The organism is Bacillus sp. FSL K6-3459 (assembly GCF_038003305.1).
In the GTDB taxonomy this organism is placed as follows: domain Bacteria; phylum Bacillota; class Bacilli; order Bacillales; family Bacillaceae; genus Bacillus; species Bacillus pumilus_O.
In genome coordinates this window covers 2,025,684-2,045,094 of the sequence record NZ_JBBOOW010000001.1, presented here as the reverse complement: position 1 = coordinate 2,045,094, position 19,411 = coordinate 2,025,684, and the positions used below count along the sequence as shown (strand labels likewise).

Genomic DNA, 19,411 nt, shown 5'->3' with positions numbered 1-19,411 from the left:
GCACGATGAAACCTTTTTTAAAATATTGCGGAGCGGGCTCACTAGAAGATGTAAAATGCATTGCTCAATCTCAAGCAGATGCGATCGGATTTATTTTTGCGCCAAGTAAAAGACAAGTCGATCCAAATCAAGTGAAACAATGGCTCACCAAGTCGCAGTGCCGTAAAAAGATTACGGGTGTATTCGTAAATGAAAACACCCAAAAAGTGTGTGACATCACAAAACATATTCCTTTAGATATCGTGCAGTTACATGGAGATGAAACAAAAGAGGATGCAAAACAAATAAAACAACAAACAGGGACGATAGTGTGGAAAGTCTTTCATCACGGTCCCGATATAAAAGAAACACTTGATCAAATGACGGCATTTGCGCCATTTGTTGATGGCTTTCTCATTGATGCGAAAGTAAAAGGGATGAGAGGCGGTTCTGGCACAGCTTTTACATGGGAAGCGGTACCTGTATACAATCAGCATGCAAAACGACTGGAGAAAACATGCATCATTGCAGGCGGAATAACACCAGAAACACTGCCAGAGCTTCTTGCCTATGACCCAAAAGCGATCGATCTTTCAAGCGGCATAGAAGAAAACGGGAAGAAAAGCAGCGCTAAGATCAAAGCGCTCGAAGAAAGGATGTTAAACAATGTACGCATATCCAAATGAGCTTGGCAGGTATGGAGAATTTGGAGGCAAATTTGTTCCCGAGACGCTCATGCAGCCACTCAAAGAAATCGAACAAGCATTTAACGAATTAAAAGAAGACCCTGCTTTTGAGCAAGAATATCTTTCTCTATTGCACAACTATTCAGGCAGACCGACTGCACTGACATATGCCGATCAATTATCCGCATATCTTGGCGGCGCAAAAATCTATCTAAAAAGAGAAGATTTAAACCATACAGGTGCTCATAAAATCAACAATGCACTTGGTCAGGCCCTGCTTGCAAAAAAAATGGGCAAATCAAACATCATCGCGGAAACAGGCGCTGGACAGCACGGAGTAGCAGCTGCAACGGTGGCTGCAAAGTTTGGATTATCGTGCACGGTATTTATGGGAAAAGAAGATGTGGAAAGACAATCACTCAATGTATTCCGAATGAAGCTCCTTGGCGCTGAAGTTATACCTGTCACAAGCGGAAACGGCACATTAAAAGATGCGACAAACGAAGCAATTCGTTACTGGGTCCAGCACTGTAGTGATCATTTCTATATGATTGGTTCAGTTGTAGGACCTCATCCATATCCCCAAATCGTCAGTGAGTTCCAGCGGATGATAGGTGATGAAGCAAAAGAGCAGATGCTTAAAAAAGAAGGCAGGCTCCCACATAAAGTTATTGCTTGTGTTGGCGGCGGAAGTAATGCGATTGGAATGTACCGAGCGTTTTTGGATGATGAGGTTGATTTGATTGGTGTAGAAGCGGCTGGAAAAGGAATTGATACACCGCTTCATGCAGCAACCATTACGAAGGGGACAAAAGGGGTCATTCATGGATCTTTGACCTATTTAATCCAAGACGAATTCGGCCAGATTATTGAGCCCTATTCCATTTCAGCTGGTTTAGATTATCCCGGGATCGGACCAGAGCACGCGTATTTACATGCGAGTGGACACGTTCAATATGTGAGTGCTACAGATCAAGAAGCCCTGGATGCACTCAAGCTGCTGACAGAAAAGGAAGGAATTCTACCAGCGATTGAATCAGCACACGCTTTAGCCAAGGCATTTGAGATGAGCAGGACGATGAGTGAAGATGAAATCATCCTTGTCTGCCTGTCGGGAAGAGGAGATAAAGATGTGCATACATTAATGAATGTGCTTGAAAGTGAGGGCAAAACCAAATGATCACATTTCAATTAGAGCAAGGCGAGAAATTATTCATCCCATTTATGACGGCAGGAGATCCGTCAGAAGAAGTGACGATTGATTTAGCTGTGTCCCTTCAAGCAGCCGGTGCACATGCGATTGAGCTAGGTGTTCCTTATTCCGATCCGCTAGCAGACGGTCCTGTCATTCAAAGAGCCTCAAAAAGAGCTCTAAATCATGGCATGAATATTGTAAAAGCGATAGAATTAGCAGGGAAGATGAAAAAAAACGGTGTAAAAATTCCTGTTATTCTATTTACGTATTATAATCCTGTGTTACAATTAGACACAGAATACTTTTTCGCTTTACTGCGCAAAAATCATATTTCGGGACTCTTAACACCCGACTTGCCGTTTGAAGAGAGCAGTGAGCTGCAAAAGAACTGTCAAACTTATGACATTTCATATATTTCGCTCGTTGCACCAACCAGTAAGGAACGATTAGTAAACATTGTAGAGCAGGCAGAAGGTTTTGTGTATTGTGTTTCATCTCTTGGTGTAACAGGTGTCAGACAAACCTTTGACGAATCGATTACTGATTTTATTCAACAAGTGAAACAGCTGAGTCACATACCAGTTGCGGTCGGTTTTGGTATCTCAACAAGAGAGCAGGTAGACTCAATGAATAAACTGAGTGACGGCGTCGTTGTAGGCAGTGCACTTGTGAAAAAAATTGAAGAACTTCAGGATCAATTGTTAGCAAGTGATACACGTCAAGACGCTTTAAGAGAATTTGAAACCTATGCAAAAACATTTAGTCCCCTCTATTCATTCAAATGAGGTGAAACTTTTGCAAATCAAAGATCAATTAAAACAACTAAAACCGTATCAACCTGGGAAACCAATTGAAGAGGTCAAAAAAGAATATCAATTAGACAAAATTGTGAAATTGGCTTCAAATGAAAACCCTTTTGGATGTTCCACACATGCAAGAGAGGCGATACAAGCTGAGCTTGAACATTTAGCGATCTATCCGGATGGATACAGCGCAAGTTTAAGAACAGAGCTTGCTGAGTTTCTTCAAGTAAATGAAAAACAATTAATATTCGGGAATGGCTCAGATGAACTTGTGCAAATTATTGCTAGGGCATTCCTTGACCAACATACAAATACCGTCATACCAGCTCCGTCTTTTCCGCAATATCGTCACAATGCAATCATTGAGCGGGCAGAGATTCGAGAGGTGCCGCTTTTAGACGGAGGAGCTCACGATCTAAAGGGCATGCTGGATGCAATTGATGAGAACACGAAGGTCGTTTGGGTATGCAACCCGAATAACCCGACAGGAAATCATTTGTCAGAATCTGAGCTTGTGGTGTTTTTAGATCAAGTACCCGCTCATGTGCTTGTAGTACTAGATGAAGCATATGTCGAATACGTTCGTGCGGAAGACTTTCCGAACAGCTTATCTTTATTACACAATTATCAAAATGTTATCGTACTCCGTACGTTTTCTAAAGCGTATGGACTGGCCGCGCTTCGAGTAGGCTATGGCATTGCATCAGAAGAATTGATTACTGCGATTGAGCCAGCGAGAGAGCCGTTTAATACGAGTCGTATCGCCCAGGCAGCTGCTCGAGCAGCGATAAAAGATCAGGACTTCATTCAATCATGCAGACAGAAAAATGAAGCAGGTCTCAAGCAATATCAAGAATTTGCTGACCGTTTTGGACTATTTATTTATCCGTCTCAAACAAACTTCGTGCTGATTGATTTTAAAAGAGATGCAGATGAATTATTTCATGCATTATTGAAAAAAGGCTACATTGTTCGATCTGGTAAAGCACTTGGTTTTCCAACGTCTTTACGTATTACGGTCGGAACAATGGAGCAAAATGCAGAAATTCTAAGTACACTTGCTGATTTATTGCAAGGCATTCGTACGTAGCATAACCATAAAGTCATATCCTTTTACAGGATATGGCTTTCATTGTACCAACCTCATACATATAAGCTTTTGAAATGGCTTTTTTAATTTTCGCGAAAAAACAGGTGATGAACATGAATGATGCAAATGAAACAATATTAATCGCTGGACTTGGTTTAATTGGAGGTTCCATCGCACTGTCGATCAAAAAAGAGTATCCCTATAAAAAAATTGTTGGATACGATGTGTCCAAAGAACAAATGATTGCAGCAACAAAGCTGGGTATCATTGATTTAGCAGCTGATTCATTTGCGGCAGGTTTGGCTGAATGTGCGACTATTATTTTGGCAACACCAGTTCAGCAAACAGTTAAGATGCTTCGTGATATTGCAAACTCTGGAATTGAGAGAGAGCTTACAATTACTGATGTCGGCAGCACAAAGCAAAAGGTCGTCCATTTTGCAGAAAAAACGCTTCCTAATCACTATCAATTCATTGGAGGACATCCAATGGCAGGCTCTCACAAGTCAGGTGTCATTGCAGCGAAAGACTTTTTATTTGAAAATGCGTTCTACATTTTAACGCCAGCAAAGAAAACAAACCGCGAGGCTGTTGATCGTTTGAAGGACTTGTTAAAGGGGACAAATGCTCATTTTATTGAAATGACCCCAGAAGAACATGACGGTGTAACAAGTGTGATTAGTCATTTCCCTCATATTGTTGCTGCCAGCCTTGTGCATCAAGCACATCATTTTGAAGAACAATTCCCACTTGTTAAACGATTTGCTGCTGGAGGCTTTCGTGACATTACACGTATTGCATCAAGCAATCCTGCAATGTGGCGAGATATCCTTCTGCACAACAAAAATAAGATTTTAGACCGGTTCCATGAATGGAAAAAAGAGATCGACCGCATTGAGACCTTTGTACAACAAGAAGACGCTGAAGGCTTGTTCTCTTATTTTCAAGAGGCAAAGGAATATCGTGATGGACTTCCTTTGAGGAAAAAAGGTGCTATTCCTGCTTTTTATGACCTTTATGTGGATGTTCCAGATCACCCAGGGGTCATTTCGGAAATTACAGGGCATTTAGCAAATGAGAACATTAGTATTACAAATATCCGTATTATTGAAACGCGGGAAGACATTAATGGGATTTTACGCATTAGTTTTCAAACAGAAGACGACCGTAAACGTGCAGAGATCTGTATAAAAAATAGAGCGAATTACGATACATTTTATGCTGACTGAGGTGACAAAGATGAAAATTCATAAACATGCTCCAATGAATGGAGTCATTCATATTCCAGGTGATAAGTCCATTTCTCATCGATCAGTGATGTTTGGAGCAATTGCTGATGGGACGACAGTGGTGAAAAACTTTCTCCCTGGGGCTGATTGTTTAAGTACAATTGATTGTTTTAGAAAGATGGGCGTTGACATTGAACAAAAAGGGACAGATGTTGTGATCCATGGGAAGGGACTGAAAGAGCTCAAGGAGCCGTCTGACGTCCTGGATGTCGGGAATTCTGGCACAACCATTCGATTAATGATGGGAATATTAGCTGGTTGTGAGTTTCACAGTACACTGATTGGTGATGAGAGTATTGCTAAAAGACCAATGCAACGAGTAACAGGTCCACTTAAACAACTAGGAGCGAAGATAGATGGTAGAGCAAATGGCGAGTATACGCCGCTGTCTATTCGTGGCGGTCATTTAAAAGGAATCTCATATGAGTCTCCAGTGGCAAGTGCACAAATTAAGTCCGCTGTCCTTTTAGCAGGGCTTCAAGCAGAGGGAACAACGACATTAACTGAGCCACATAAATCAAGAGATCATACAGAAAGAATGCTCTCCATGTTTGGTGTGAAACTAGACGAAGATGAACAAAGTGTTTCCATTGAAGGCGGTCAAACATTAAAAGCAACAGATATATTTGTACCTGGAGACATCTCTTCAGCTGCATTTTTCCTTGTTGCTGGATCGATTGTTCCTAACAGCCGAATTGTGTTAAAAAATGTTGGGCTAAACAAAACAAGAACGGGTATTATTGATGTTCTAAAACAAATGGGTGCGAATCTTGAGATCAATGAAGTAGATGCAAAAGGCGGAGAACCATATGGCGATTTAACGATTTCTACTTCTTCATTAAAAGGGATCGAAATTTCTGGTGATGTGATTTCAAGGCTCATCGATGAGATTCCGATTATAGCGCTTCTAGCAACACAAGCAGAAGGAACAACGATCATTAAAGATGCTGCTGAGTTAAAAGTAAAAGAGACCAATCGAATAGATACTGTCGTTTCAGAACTTAAAAAACTCGGTGCTGATATTGAAGCAACAGATGATGGTATGAAGATTCATGGTAAAACCCCGCTTCAAGGCGGAGCTGTTGTATCAAGCTACGGAGATCACCGAATCGGTATGATGCTTGGGATTGCTGCATGTATCACAAATCAAGCGGTTGAGATTGAAGATACAGATGCTGTACGCGTCTCATACCCGAATTTCTTTGAACATATTGAATACTTAACCAAAACAGTCTGAGGATGTCCTCAGGCTGTTTCTTTTCTTAGGCATATTTGTAAGGAATATAGCATAGCTTGTCTCAAGATGAAACCTGGAAAAAAATCATTTTATTTGATCAAAAAATGAATTTCAGGTGTTTTCAGTTTACAAAACCTCCGTTTCGTAAAGGATGAAATGAAAAACAGTCTTTAAAACACAAAATTGGGTTCATTTTAAGAGTGCAACATATTTGCTGGATGAGTACCTGTCGATTATGATATGAAGTAACAATAGTTTAGGTTTTTGGAAAACAGAAAGGAACGGTTTGATTTGAATAGTTCATTACAAGAAGCCATAAAATTAGTTGAGGCGGGTGAGACTGAAAAAGGACTTCAAACACTTGCTCAGGCAGAAAAGCATTTGCATGATGAAGAAAAGGCGCAGGCAGCTCAGTTATATTATGATTGGGGAGATATCGATAAAGCGAGAAATCTCATCAGTGATTTACATGATTTATATCCAGAGGAAACAGGGTTAACATGCTTTTATGCAGAACTTCTGATTGACTCTGATGAAGAAGAAAAGGCTATTTCGGTATTAGAGACAATTCCTAAAGATGACGCTGCATATCCAGAGAGCCTACTGTTAATGGCAGATTTGTATCAAATGCAAGGGCTATTTGAAGTCAGTGAACAAAAACTTTTAAAAGCAAAAGAGCTACTACCGAATGAAGCCATTATAGATTTTGCATTAGGTGAATTGTATTTTTCGCAAGGTCTTTCAAAGAAAGCGGCTGACTATTTTTACAAGGTCGCAGATCAACAACATGAGGTTGGCGGCGTCAATGTTTTTCAGAGGCTCGCTGAATCACTCAGCACAGCTGGAGAATTTGAAGATGCGCTTGAATGGTATGAAAAGGCAGTGAAAGGTCAAACAGACCCGAATACCCTTTTTGGTTACGGATTTACAGCGATGAGGGCTGGCCGAACGAAAACAGCCATTCAGCAGCTTTCTGAACTAAAAGATATTGATCCGTCTTACTCGTCTCTTTATATGCCTTTAGCAAAAAGTTATGAGGAAGAAGGACTATATCACGAGGCTTTAGAGGTAGTAAAAGAGGGTATTAAAATTGATGAGTATAACAAAGAATTATATTTATATGGCGCAAAGATTGACTTGAAAAATGGGGATTCAGAAGATGCAAAAAAGTTGCTTCAAGAAGCTCTTGCTCTTGACCCAGGCTATATTGAAGCGATTCAAACATTGCTTGCGATCTACTTAAATGAAGAGCTTTTTGATGAAATTCTAGATGTCATTAAAGAGGTTAAAAGCTTTGGGGAAGAGGATCCAAAATGGAATTGGTATGCTGCATCTGCATCTGTTGGACGAGAGGAATATAAAGAAGCAGCAGAGTACTTCAAGCTGGCTCTGCCTGATTTTGATGAGGAACGTGACTTTTTATATGAATACGCGACGTTCCTTTTAGAAGAAGGCAGACAAAAAGAAGCATTGCCTTTATTACGCAAAGTTCTTCAGAAAGATGGCACGAATGAAGAAATCGAAGAAACGATTTTAAGAATTGAAGACGAAATTTCCTTATAGTTTGCAGGAATGAAGAACTGGTTTGTTGAATAATTCATGTATAGCAATTTAATTTACGATAGAGGAGGGAATAACATGCAGACCCCTGTTTCTGTCAATGAAAAGAAGGAATTCATCCGGTGGTTTTTAAACCATTATCAGTTAAAGCGAAGAGAGTGTGTTTGGATATTAAATTATTTAATGAGTCACGACTCTTTGATGGAAAAGGTTCATTTTGTAGAGCAAGCAGAATTTTGCCCAAGGGGAATCATTATGTCAACACACTGTGTGGATGAAGTTCCCTTTAGATTTTATAAAGAAAACATCATGACGACAGATGCTGAAAAGTCATTTCATGATATTCGTTTGAATAAACAGCAAGATTTATTTATTCAATTGAATTTCCGTTCTGCTTATCGTTCGCCGGAATATGCAGCTGTGCTTGAAACAAATCCTCATATTCCAAAGGATCTTTATGAGAACGAAAAAGATAAGGATCTTGCAGAGAAAGTACTTGAACACTCAATCGCAACTTTCCAAAAAGAACGACTTATGAAAGAGATAGATGAAGCACTTGACCGTCATGATCAAGAAACATTTAATAAGTTAGCAAGAGAATTAAGCCTTTTGTCATAAACTGAACGAATAAGCCTTGCCCTATCCAGGCAGGGCTTATGCCATGAAAGAGGGGAAATTGATGAAGTTTCAAGCGGAGGATGCGGATCGCTTTTTACAATCTAAAGATTACATTGATACCGCTATCATTCCATTAGTTGGAATAGATGCGAATCAAATCAAGCAAACCGTATCTTTAGGGGAGTTTACTATTCTTGTAGCAGAGGAACTTGAAAGGCAGCTGAAAGGGCGGGTCTTTCTTTTTCCATCACATACATATGTAGAAATCAATGATCGAAAACTAGAAGACATCTTCACGATGAAGCAATCGCTTGAAGATCATTTTCAGCATGTCGTATTGATCTCATCTGATCACGGGTGGAAAGAGCATGCGGCAGTTAGTGAATCACTATTTTTATTAAAGCCGGTTCCGCTCGAGCATTTAAAGGTAGAATTAAAGCAAAAGATTGTTCAAGATAGTGTGGAACAAATTTTGAACTTTTTGTTACAAAAGTGGAACCCTTCATAAAAACCCTTACATTTGCATTGTACATAGCTTTTTAGGCTGTTGACCTTGTGAATAGATTGATATATTATGAGGGTGTCCTAGTTTTATGAAATTTTTTCTAATTCAGTTATAAAGTAGCTGACGACCTGAGGGGGGGAGAAAAAAATGAGCGAGAAGAGACATGGAGTGTCCAGGCGTCAATTTTTGAATTACACGTTGACCGGCGTGGGGGGATTTATGGCCGCTGGAATGCTCATGCCTATGGTTCGCTTTGCGCTTGACCCTGTGCTAAAAGGAACAGAGGATCAGGATATGGTTCAAGTTGTCAGTGTAGATGAACTGACGAAGGAACCGAAGCGCTTTGACTTTAAAATTGATCAAGTAGATGCATGGTATGAGTCAAAGGAATCTAGGTCAGCATGGGTGTACAAAGAAGGGGATGAAATTGTCGCTTTATCGCCAATCTGTAAACATTTAGGATGTACAGTGAACTGGAACAGTGATCCAAAAAATCCAAACAAATTTTTCTGCCCATGCCACTATGGGCTGTACGACAAGGATGGTACAAACGTACCCGGAACTCCGCCACTTGCACCGCTTGACCATTATAAGCAGCAAGTGAAGGACGGATACCTCTATCTTGGAAAAGCTGTGCCGAAAGGGGAAGGGTAACGATGCTTAACAAGATTTATGATTGGGTAGATGAGCGGCTGGACATTACACCAATATGGAGAGATATTGCGGATCATGAGGTGCCTGAGCATGTCAATCCAGCACATCATTTCTCCGCTTTTGTGTACTGTTTTGGCGGTTTAACGTTTTTTGTGACAGTCATACAAGTCCTTTCGGGCATGTTTTTAACGATGTATTACGTGCCGGATATTAAAAACGCATGGGAATCTGTTTATTATTTACAAAATGAAGTGGCATTTGGTCAGATTGTTAGAGGGATGCACCACTGGGGTGCAAGTTTAGTTATTGTCATGATGTTTTTACATACGCTAAGGGTCTTTTTCCAAGGGGCGTATAAAAAGCCTAGAGAGCTCAACTGGATTGTTGGTGTGCTCATTTTCTTTGTGATGCTTGGTCTTGGATTTACAGGTTATCTCTTGCCATGGGATATGAAGGCGCTATTTGCGACGAAGGTTGGTCTTCAAATTGCAGAAGCGACACCTTTCATTGGGAAAGAGATCAAAACGCTGCTTGCAGGTCATCCTGACATTGTAGGGGCACAAACGCTGACGAGATTTTTCGCTATCCATGTCTTTTTCTTGCCAGCGGCATTATTTGGGCTGATGGCTGCCCACTTTATTATGATTCGTAAGCAAGGAATTTCTGGACCGCTATAAAAAAGTTGCGTTTGATGAATGTTCAATGAGGAGGGGATGACTTTGCATAGGGGAAAAGGGATGAAGTTTGTCGGAGACTCTAGAATTCCGGCAGAAAGAAAACCTAACATACCTAAAGACTATTCCGAATATCCGGGAAAAACAGAAGCCTTTTGGCCGAACTTTCTTTTAAAGGAATGGCTTGTAGGTGCCGTTTTTTTAATTGGATTTCTTGTCCTAACTGTGGTTCATGCACCTCCGCTTGAGCGGATGGCTGATCCAACAGATACCGGCTATATTCCGCTGCCAGACTGGTATTTCCTATTCTTGTACCAGTTATTAAAATATGAATTTGCTGCAGGTGGCTATACGGTAGTTGGTGCGATGATTATGCCTGGGATTGCGTTTGGTGCACTGTTGCTCGCACCATTTCTTGATTCTGGTCCTGAACGTAGACCGTATAGAAGACCGGTTGCAGTGGGGATGATGATCCTTGCAGTCGGCGCAGCAACATATTTAACATGGGAGTCTGTTGCTACTCATGATTGGGAAGCAGCGGCAAAGCAAGGTGAAATTAAGAAAGAAGCAGAGATTGATACCTCGGCGGCAGAGTATAAAATTTATCAGGAGCAAACATGTATCTCCTGTCATGGAGATAACATGCAGGGCGGAGCAGCCGGACCGTCACTTGTTGACAACGGTCTTGCACCTGAAGAGATTGCTAAGATTGCTGTTGAAGGAAAAGGTAATATGCCTAAGGGTATTTTTAAAGGCAGCGATGAAGAACTTGAAAAGCTGTCTAAATATTTATCTGAGGTCAAATCTAAATAATTCAGTTGTTTAAATGCAAGTACAAGGATATACTCAAAAGAGAAAAAGCTGGCGCTGTCAGCTTTTTTTCTGATTTTATTAGATCGTGAGTGAAGAGACGTATGAGATGGATTCAATATCTACTAGCCACACGCTATATGCTTGTGCTAATCCTGATAATTAATTTCCTTGGCACTGTGTACGGCTACTATTGGTATATTCCACAGCTTGTTGAAACGCCAGCTATCTTTTTAGCTTTTGTTCCAGACAGTCCAACGGCAAGCTTTTTCTTTTTATTTGTTCTACTTGCGTTTTTGATGAAACGTAACGCTCCTTATTTTGAAGCACTTGCCCTCGTGACCTTAATGAAGTACGGGTTATGGGCTGTAGGGATGAATATCTTTGTCCTTTTATCTGTTGATGACTTTCCGTGGGAAGGATACATGCTGATTGGCTCCCACTTTGCGATGGCGGTTCAAGCCGTATTGTTTGCACCGTATTATCGTTTTAACATGCGTCATTTGGTCGTAGCTGGCATATGGATCTTACATAACGATGTGATTGATTATGTATTTGGTATGATGCCGCGTTATTCTATGCTGTCTGCTTATACAAACGAGATCGGCTATGTCACGTTTTGGTTAAGCATTGCCGTTCTTCTTGTTTCATATTATCTCGTCCTATCGAAAAAATCGAACAAGCTTGAACTCCCTTAACAATATTGGTCTAACCTTGTCCTTTTCTTCATACGCTGTATGGAGAAGGGCTAGGAGGGACTTGCATGAAACGAAAGCCAATTGCGATGATTCTATTATTTTTTCTCGTATTACAGCCATCAGTTGCCAAAGGCGAGGAAACAGCCGCTAGTGTGCTGCAAGAATTAACGGAACTATCAGATTCAATCTTTCAATTAACAAGACAAGCTAAATATGATGAGGCGTTACAGGTCGCATTGTATGTTGAAAAGACATTTAAAGCTGAGAATTGGCGCGGAACGCTGACAAATACGCAGATTCGGCAAATTACAGTTGGCTATCAAGATATCATAAAAGGGCTGCCGCAGGAAGAATTGAATGAGCGCGAAAAGCTTCGTTATGCCTCTCAGTTTAGAATGCTGCTCGATGCGATCCAGTCAGACTCTGAGCCACTTTGGGGTTCGCTGGAGAAGCCCATTATGGGGTCTTTTCCTACGTTGAAAAAAGAAGTGAATGATCCGGAGTCGACGACGTTTTATGAAACTTGGAATGAGCTGGTTTCTTTATACGATATGATCTATCCGAGTTTAACCATTGATGTTTCGCCTGAAAAGCTGCAAACGATCAAGCAACATATGGAAGTGATTGAGCAAGGTGAATTTTTAAAAGCATCAAGTGGGACAAAGCTCGAGCGCCTCACGAAGCTTGAAGAGGATTTATCGAGTGTGTTCTCCCACGTTGATCAAGATGAGGCTGACCCATCGCTTTTATGGGTCATTTTAACAACGGGAAGCATCATTTTATTCACGTTAACGTATGTTGGGTTTCGGAAATACCGGGCTGAAAAAGAGAAGAAGAAAAAGCGACAAGCTGATTATCCGAAATCATAAAAAAGAAGCACCATTTTTGGGCTTCTTTTTTTAATGCGGATTGAGCGGCTTTTTGTGTTCATCTAATGTGAAGCCTTCACCAAGCACATCATGCACGTCACTAACGGATACAAACGCATGAGGATCAACTGAGGTCACGACGCTTTTGAGATGGACAAGCTCGTTTTTTGGGACGACGCAATAAAGGACATTGCGTTCCTGTTTTGTATAAGAACCGACCCCTTTTAAAATGGTGACACCCCGCTCCATTTCCTCTGTAATTTTCTTTTGAATGATGTCATCTTTTTCAGATATGATCATGGCGCCTTTGGCTGCGTAAGCGCCTTCTTGCATGAAGTCAATGACCTTCGCAGCAACAAATACTGCGACGAGTGTATACATGGCTTCTTTGTAATTTAAATAAGTTAGAGAAATCGTAATGACGCAAGCGTCGAAGATGAACATTGTTCGTCCCATAGCGACCTGATAATGCTTGTTGATGAGTCTTGCGATGATGTCGACACCGCCGGTAGTACCACCGAACTTAAAGATGATCCCGAGGCCTGTTCCGATAAACACACCGGCAAAGAGTGCGGCAAGGGCCAAATCGTGCTGAAGAGGCATATGTATTTGAAAGCGCTGGAAGATGGCGAGAAAGACAGAAAGACTGACGGTGCCTACAATTGTATAAGTAAACATGGTTCTGCCGAGCATTTTCCAGCCGATAAAAAAGATCGGAATGTTTAAGACAAGGTTTGAAATGGATGGGTCAATGTGGAATAGAAAATATAAAAGCAGTGTAATACCTGTAAATCCGCCTTCCGCCAAATTGTTCTGCATATTAAAATGAACAAGACCGAAAGAAAAAATCGCAGATCCTATTAAAATAAATACGATATTCTTAAGACGAATTTCTTTTAGCAAGAGACCACTCCTTTTTTTGCTTAGACAGCGATAATATTATATGGTATGGGAGAGAAACAAGCAAACTGAGTTTTAAACATTTGTCAAATATTTATGATTTCGCTAACATGTAAGAGATGGATAGGAGGATGAGCTTCATGACGAATGAAAAAACGCTGCGTCACGTGCAGCAAGAAGTAGATGATTACATAGGACAATTTAAAGAAGGCTATTTCAGCCCGCTTGCCATGATGGCCCGCCTGACAGAAGAATTAGGCGAGCTAGCAAGAGAGGTCAACCATTACTATGGAGAAAAGCCGAAAAAAACAACGGAAACAGAAAAAAGCATGGAAGAAGAAATTGGCGATGTTTTATTTGTGTTAACATGTCTCGCTAATTCACTAGATATATCACTAGAGGAAGCACATGATCGTGTGATGCATAAATTCAATACTAGAGACAAAGACCGCTGGACGAAAAAAGAAGGGAAGTAGAGACGATGACGAACCAAACCATCAAAGTAGTAATCGCTGGAGCAAGAGGAAGAATGGGGATAGAAGCTGTGAAGCTGGCAGAAGAGACGAGCCATTTTGAGCTAGTGGCAGCCCTTGATCACGCACATGAAGGAAAAAAATTATCTGATGTGATTCATACAACATCTGAGGCGCCAATCTATACAGATATTGATGTGTGTCTTTCAGAGACAGCACCTGATGTCTTAATTGATTTGACGACACCAGAAATAGGAAAAGTACATACAAAAAAGGCGCTTGAACATGGCGTACGTCCAGTCGTCGGAACCACTGGATTTTCTGAAGCTGATCTGAAAGAGCTCCAGCAATTAACAGAAGAAAAGGGCATAGGCTGTATTATTGCGCCAAACTTTGCTGTCGGTGCGGTCTTAATGATGAAGTTTGCCAAAATGGCAGCAAATTATTTTCCTGACGTTGAAATCATTGAGCTTCACCATGATAAAAAACTAGATGCTCCGAGCGGTACAGGGCTTAAAACAGCTGAAATGATTGCGGAAGTCAGAGAAAGCAAAAAACAAGGACATCCAGAAGAGAAAGAATTAATCGAAGGTGCACGAGGCGCAGATTATGACGGTATCCGTTTACATAGCGTAAGACTTCCGGGAATGATCGCACATCAAGAAGTACTATTTGGAATGGATGGACAGACGCTCACCATTCGTCATGACTCTTATAACCGTGCCTCATTTATGTCAGGTGTAAAGCTTTCTGTTGAACAGGTTATGCACATTGATCAGCTCGTCTATGGTTTAGAAAATATCATCGACTAATAAGGAGTGGATTCCTGATGAACATTGCTTTAATCGCTCACGATAAGAAAAAAAGTGACATGATCCAATTTGCCATTGCGTACCGTGATATATTGGCAAATCATACACTTTACGCAACAGGGACTACAGGTTTGAGAGTGAAAGAAGCGACGGGGCTTACCATTCATCGTTTCCAGTCAGGACCACTTGGGGGAGATCAGCAGATAGGTGCTTTAATTGCTGATAATGCAATGGATCTTGTGCTCTTTTTTAGAGACCCACTTACCGCTCAGCCGCATGAACCAGATGTATCTGCACTCATTCGGCTTTGCGATGTGTATACGATCCCACTAGCCACCAATATGGGGACCGCTGAAATTTTAGTCAGGAACTTAAATAAAGGTACGTTTGATTTTCGAGATGTAGCAAAAAACGGAGGAACTAATGAAACGACTTGATATCCTTGCATTCGGAGCCCATAGCGATGATGTAGAGATCGGTATGGGCGGAACGATTGCAAAATACGTAAAAAAAGGGTCGCGTGTCGGAATTTGCGACTTGACCCAGGCTGAATTATCTTCGAATGGCACGGTAGAGAGCCGTCAAGAAGAAGCAAAAGCGGCTGCCGCCATTTTAGGCGTGTCAACGAGAATCCAGCTCACGCTGCCTGACAGAGGGCTTTATGTAAATGACGAAGCAATGAAGGACATTGCAGGCGTGATTCGTACATACAAACCGAAACTCATTTTTGCTCCGTATCACCAAGATCGGCATCCAGATCATGGTCATGCGGGTACACTTGTTGAAGAGGCTGCTTTTTCGGCAGGGATACATAAATTTGAAGATTCATACAAGCAGCCGCCGCATAAAGTAAGTCAGATGTATTATTACATGATTAACGGCCATCATCGTCCAGATTTTGTGATTGACATTTCTGAGGAAATGCATCAAAAGATTGATAGCTTGCATGCGTATCAAAGCCAATTTGTGAAATCGGCGAATTCAGTTGAGACACCTCTTGTGAACGGGTATATTGATTTTGTCAAAATGAGAGAGTCTATGTATGGAAGGGAAGTCAATAAAGCTTATGCAGAAGGGTTTATCACAAAGACACCACTTTTGATTGATGACGACTTACTTGGGGGGTAATTATGAAAAAACTAAAGGTCGGAATCACTTGTTATCCAAGTGTCGGCGGATCGGGCATTATTGCGACGGAACTTGGAAAACGTTTAGCTGAAAAAGGGCACGATGTTCATTTCATTACCTCAAGTATTCCGTTTAGGCTCAATAAAGTGTATCCAAATATTTATTTTCATGAGGTGGATGTCAATCAATACGCTGTTTTCCAATATCCTCCTTATGATCTTGCATTAGCAAGTAAATTGGCAGAAGTCGCAAGACGAGAGAAGCTTGATATTATTCACGCACATTATGCGGTGCCTCACGCCGTCTGTGCGTACTTAGCGAAGCAAATGACTGGACACTCTGTAAAAGTTGTCACGACGCTTCATGGGACGGATATTACGGTTTTAGGCTATGATCCATCATTAAAGGAAGTCATTCGCTTTGCAATTGAATCATCAGACCGGGTAACAGCGGTGTCGCATTCATTAGCTGCGCAGACGTACGACCTCATCAAACCGAATAAAAAGATCGAAACAATCCATAATTTTGTCGATGAGCGTGTATACTTGCGTGATGATCACAATGTGCTGAAGAGACACTATGGTCTTTTACATCATGAAAAGGTCGTCATCCATGTATCGAATTTCCGCAAGGTGAAGCGAGTGCATGATGTCATTCATGTATTTAAAAAAATCTCTGAACAGGTGAATGCAAAACTGCTGCTCATTGGGGACGGTCCAGAAAAATCGGTTGTTTGCGAACTCGTGAAAAAGCTAGGACTGACAGATCGCGTGTTATTTTTAGGAAAGCAAGAGAAAGTAGAAGAGCTGTATTCCATCAGTGATTTGAAGCTACTTCTTTCTGAGAAAGAGAGCTTCGGACTTGTGCTTCTTGAGGCAATGGCATGCGGTGTCCCATGTATTGGGACTGATGTTGGCGGGATTCCAGAAGTCATTACACATGGGGAAACAGGTTTCCTTGTCCCGCTCGGTGATATAGACGCGGCAGCTAAACACGCAGTCTCTATACTCAAAGACAAAGCGCTTCATGAGCAAGTGTCGGCGGCGGCCCAATCTAGCGTTCAAGCCCATTTTTCTTCTGAAAAAATTGTAAGTGAATATGAAGAGCTTTACCTAGAATTGATCGAAGGTGATGATAAACATGAATGAACCATTCACACATGCGATCCCTATATTACATACACTGCACGAACATGGACATCAAGCTTACTTTGTCGGCGGAGCAGTGAGAGATGTCCTCTTAGGCAGGGAAATCGGCGATATCGATATAGCAACGGATGCAACGCCTGATAAGGTCGAGTCTTTATTTGAAAAAACAGTTGATGTTGGCAAAGAGCATGGCACGGTCATTGTGTTACATGATGGGATTAGCTATGAGGTGACGACGTTTCGAACTGAATCAGAATATGAAGATTTTCGCAGACCGAAAGAAGTGGCGTTTATCACATCATTGAAGGAAGATCTTTTAAGAAGAGATTTAACGATCAATGCGATGGCTATGGATATAAATGGAGAAATCATTGACCATGTAGGGGGCAAACAGGATATTGAGCGGAAACGAATTCAAACCGTAGGAGATCCTGCGTGCCGCTTTCAGGAAGATGCGCTTCGTATGATGAGAGCGGTCCGTTTTTTAAGCCAGCTTGGCTTTGAACTCGCTGCAGAAACAGCTGAAGCAATGGAAAAAGATAAGCACCTTCTTGCCAATATATCCGTTGAACGCAAAAAGATTGAAATGGAAAAGCTTTTAAAAGGACGTTATTGTGAGCAGGCGATCAAAGTGCTCATTTCTACCAAATTATATGAAGAATTGCCGGGTCTCGAAAAGGATCGTCTGCAAGACTCCTTTCAGTCATTTCCGTATTATTTACTGGATGGACTGGAAGAAGTATGGGGGGCTGTTATCCATTTACTTGGCTTAGATGAAGAGGAGGCCGCGCTCTTCTTAAAAGAATGGAAGCTGTCAACAAAGCTATTGAAAGACGCGGTCGCCATTAGCCGATACGTCGATTGTGAATGGAATGCCGAAAAGATGTTTGAAGCTGGTGAACACGTGCTTTTATCTAGCTTGAAGATCACACAGCTAAAACACGAGCGCCGCATTTTCTTTGACGAACTGGAGGCTGCCAAGAGTTCTTATGATGCATTGCCGATTAAAACACTTCAAGACCTTGCTGTTTCAGGAAAAGATTTAATGGCCTTTCGGCAAAAGACATCAGGAAAATGGATTGCAGAAGAGCTTGATTTGGTGAAAAAAGCCGTTCTGCACAATCATTTGGAAAACCGAAAAGAAGCCATAGAGGAGTGGCTTACCGCATGCGATCAGCAATTAGAAAACGATTAATTGAACTATTTACAGCATCTAACCAGAACTTTGTCTCGAGTCAGCAAATATGTGATGAGCTTGGTTGTTCTCGAACGGCTGTTTGGAAGCACATGGAGGACTTGAGAAAAGAGGGGTATGAAGTAGAAGCCGTCAGAAGAAAAGGTTATCGTCTGCTTCGTAAACCAGACAAAATTAGTGAGGACGAAATTCTATTTGGTCTAGATACAGAGAGCTTTGGCAGACACATATATTTTCAGAAAGAAGTCGCCTCCACCCAGCTGATTGCCCATGATCTTGTAAATGAAGGTGCACCACACGGCACGCTCGTTGTCAGTGATCACCAGACAAACGGGAAAGGCCGCCTTCAAAGAGCATGGCATTCACCAAATGGGACAGGCATCTGGATGAGTCTCATTCTACGGCCAGAAATTCCGCTGCACAAAGCGCCGCAGATGACGCTTTTGGCATCTGTAGCCATCGCTGAAGCCATTGCAGACCAAACAGGACTCAGACCATCTATTAAATGGCCAAATGATATTTTATTAAACGGCAAAAAAGTCGTTGGCATTTTGACTGAATTAAAAGCAGAGGCGGATCAGGTTCATGCGGTGATTATTGGACCGGGCATTAATGTGAACCAAACGGCTGATGATTTTCCTGATGAACTAAAAAATGTCGCCACGAGCCTGCGAATGGAACTGAATGAAAAAGTGGACCGTGCTACGCTCATCCAACAGATCATGTCCACCTTTGAAAAAAGATATGCTGATTATATGAAGCATGGATTTGCGCCCATTAAACAATTATGGGAATCGTTTGCGATGACAATCGGTCAGCATATTGTGGCCCGCACCGTCAATGGGCAATACACTGGCAAAGCACTCGGAATCAATGAAGAAGGTGTTTTATTGCTTGAAACGGAGGAAGAGATCCAAAAAATCTACTCCGCAGACATCGAGATCAAGTCAACTTAAGTGGAACACCCGGCACATTTTTGATATACTTCGTGTGGGCAGTATCTGAAAAGAGCTGTACCTGTTAGAAATAAAAATTTGATCAATTTCTGCCTTGATCCTAAGGGACTTGGACAGAGGGATGATTCGCCG

At 41.5% G+C, this 19,411-nt stretch carries 22 protein-coding genes; 21 read left to right on the top strand and 1 reads right to left on the bottom strand.

Going from position 1 to position 19,411, the window contains the following annotated elements; genetic code table 11:
* Positions 1-5 precede the first annotated feature (5 nt).
* The 14 genes from MHI35_RS10205 to ypjB all read left to right on the top strand — a co-directional run bounded on the left by MHI35_RS10205 (position 6) and on the right by ypjB (position 12,667).
* Entirely contained in the window at positions 6-665 is a 660-nt protein-coding gene (locus tag MHI35_RS10205) for a phosphoribosylanthranilate isomerase (protein WP_335349460.1), read from the top strand.
* The gene (trpB, locus tag MHI35_RS10200) at positions 646-1,845 is read left to right on the top strand and encodes a tryptophan synthase subunit beta (protein WP_144471865.1); all 1,200 of its coding nucleotides are present in this window, start codon (positions 646-648) and stop codon (positions 1,843-1,845) included. The genes MHI35_RS10205 and trpB overlap by 20 nt, the downstream gene beginning before the upstream one ends.
* Positions 1,842-2,645 carry a tryptophan synthase subunit alpha gene (gene trpA, locus MHI35_RS10195; protein WP_335349461.1) on the top strand — a complete coding sequence of 268 codons (804 nt, stop codon included), beginning with the start codon at positions 1,842-1,844 and terminating at the stop codon, positions 2,643-2,645. The genes trpB and trpA overlap by 4 nt, the downstream gene beginning before the upstream one ends.
* Before the next feature lie 10 nt (positions 2,646-2,655).
* Complete coding sequence (gene hisC / locus MHI35_RS10190; protein ID WP_335349462.1) at positions 2,656-3,753, top strand: histidinol-phosphate transaminase; 1,098 nt, start codon at positions 2,656-2,658, stop codon at positions 3,751-3,753.
* Positions 3,754-3,866: 113 nt separating this feature from the next.
* Positions 3,867-4,982: a prephenate dehydrogenase gene (locus tag MHI35_RS10185; protein WP_211064254.1), complete on the top strand. Its 1,116-nt coding sequence runs from the start codon at positions 3,867-3,869 to the stop codon at positions 4,980-4,982.
* 10 nt (positions 4,983-4,992) lie between these two features.
* Entirely contained in the window at positions 4,993-6,279 is a 1,287-nt protein-coding gene (aroA, locus tag MHI35_RS10180; protein ID WP_211064255.1) for a 3-phosphoshikimate 1-carboxyvinyltransferase, read from the top strand.
* Positions 6,280-6,570: 291 nt separating this feature from the next.
* Positions 6,571-7,842, top strand: coding sequence for a tetratricopeptide repeat protein (locus MHI35_RS10175; protein ID WP_211064256.1), 1,272 nt, complete (start codon positions 6,571-6,573; stop codon positions 7,840-7,842).
* A gap of 75 nt (positions 7,843-7,917) precedes the next feature.
* Positions 7,918-8,457, top strand: a complete 540-nt coding sequence (locus tag MHI35_RS10170; protein WP_003215573.1) for a ReoY family proteolytic degradation factor — start codon at positions 7,918-7,920, stop codon at positions 8,455-8,457.
* Between the two features lie 61 nt (positions 8,458-8,518).
* Positions 8,519-8,965: a YpiF family protein gene (locus MHI35_RS10165; RefSeq protein WP_144521248.1), complete on the top strand. Its 447-nt coding sequence runs from the start codon at positions 8,519-8,521 to the stop codon at positions 8,963-8,965.
* Between the two features lie 144 nt (positions 8,966-9,109).
* Positions 9,110-9,616 (top strand): ubiquinol-cytochrome c reductase iron-sulfur subunit, encoded by a 507-nt coding sequence (locus MHI35_RS10160; RefSeq protein ID WP_007500911.1) that lies wholly within the window; start codon positions 9,110-9,112, stop codon positions 9,614-9,616.
* Between the two features lie 2 nt (positions 9,617-9,618).
* Positions 9,619-10,293 carry a menaquinol-cytochrome c reductase cytochrome b subunit gene (qcrB, locus tag MHI35_RS10155; RefSeq protein WP_003215804.1) on the top strand — a complete coding sequence of 225 codons (675 nt, stop codon included), beginning with the start codon at positions 9,619-9,621 and terminating at the stop codon, positions 10,291-10,293.
* 42 nt (positions 10,294-10,335) lie between these two features.
* Positions 10,336-11,103: a menaquinol-cytochrome c reductase cytochrome b/c subunit gene (locus MHI35_RS10150; protein ID WP_012010369.1), complete on the top strand. Its 768-nt coding sequence runs from the start codon at positions 10,336-10,338 to the stop codon at positions 11,101-11,103.
* 101 nt (positions 11,104-11,204) lie between these two features.
* Positions 11,205-11,798 (top strand): DUF1405 domain-containing protein, encoded by a 594-nt coding sequence (locus MHI35_RS10145; RefSeq protein WP_335349463.1) that lies wholly within the window; start codon positions 11,205-11,207, stop codon positions 11,796-11,798.
* A gap of 65 nt (positions 11,799-11,863) precedes the next feature.
* Complete coding sequence (gene ypjB / locus MHI35_RS10140) at positions 11,864-12,667, top strand: sporulation protein YpjB (protein WP_144521252.1); 804 nt, start codon at positions 11,864-11,866, stop codon at positions 12,665-12,667.
* Between the two features lie 30 nt (positions 12,668-12,697).
* Here ypjB and MHI35_RS10135 read toward each other — a convergent pair whose 3' ends face one another.
* Complete coding sequence (locus MHI35_RS10135) at positions 12,698-13,570, bottom strand: YitT family protein (RefSeq protein WP_003215598.1); 873 nt, start codon at positions 13,568-13,570, stop codon at positions 12,698-12,700.
* 137 nt (positions 13,571-13,707) lie between these two features.
* On the opposite strand from MHI35_RS10135, the gene MHI35_RS10130 reads away from it, so the two are divergent.
* The 7 genes from MHI35_RS10130 to MHI35_RS10100 are packed head-to-tail and all read left to right on the top strand — an operon-like array spanning position 13,708 to position 19,279.
* Positions 13,708-14,043, top strand: coding sequence for a nucleotide pyrophosphohydrolase (locus MHI35_RS10130; RefSeq protein WP_003215805.1), 336 nt, complete (start codon positions 13,708-13,710; stop codon positions 14,041-14,043).
* A 5-nt stretch (positions 14,044-14,048) separates the two neighbouring features.
* Positions 14,049-14,852, top strand: a complete 804-nt coding sequence (gene dapB / locus MHI35_RS10125; RefSeq protein ID WP_058014826.1) for a 4-hydroxy-tetrahydrodipicolinate reductase — start codon at positions 14,049-14,051, stop codon at positions 14,850-14,852.
* 17 nt (positions 14,853-14,869) lie between these two features.
* Positions 14,870-15,289, top strand: coding sequence for a methylglyoxal synthase (gene mgsA / locus MHI35_RS10120; RefSeq protein WP_144521256.1), 420 nt, complete (start codon positions 14,870-14,872; stop codon positions 15,287-15,289).
* On the top strand, positions 15,276-15,980 hold the full coding sequence (bshB1, locus tag MHI35_RS10115) for a bacillithiol biosynthesis deacetylase BshB1 (RefSeq protein WP_144521258.1): 705 nt from the start codon (positions 15,276-15,278) through the stop codon (positions 15,978-15,980). Before mgsA ends, bshB1 begins: the two co-directional genes overlap by 14 nt.
* Before the next feature lie 2 nt (positions 15,981-15,982).
* Complete coding sequence (gene bshA / locus MHI35_RS10110; RefSeq protein ID WP_211064257.1) at positions 15,983-17,128, top strand: N-acetyl-alpha-D-glucosaminyl L-malate synthase BshA; 1,146 nt, start codon at positions 15,983-15,985, stop codon at positions 17,126-17,128.
* The gene (locus MHI35_RS10105) at positions 17,121-18,323 is read left to right on the top strand and encodes a CCA tRNA nucleotidyltransferase (protein WP_335349464.1); all 1,203 of its coding nucleotides are present in this window, start codon (positions 17,121-17,123) and stop codon (positions 18,321-18,323) included. The genes bshA and MHI35_RS10105 overlap by 8 nt, the downstream gene beginning before the upstream one ends.
* The gene (locus tag MHI35_RS10100) at positions 18,296-19,279 is read left to right on the top strand and encodes a biotin--[acetyl-CoA-carboxylase] ligase (protein WP_335349465.1); all 984 of its coding nucleotides are present in this window, start codon (positions 18,296-18,298) and stop codon (positions 19,277-19,279) included. The genes MHI35_RS10105 and MHI35_RS10100 overlap by 28 nt, the downstream gene beginning before the upstream one ends.
* Positions 19,280-19,411 lie beyond the last annotated feature (132 nt).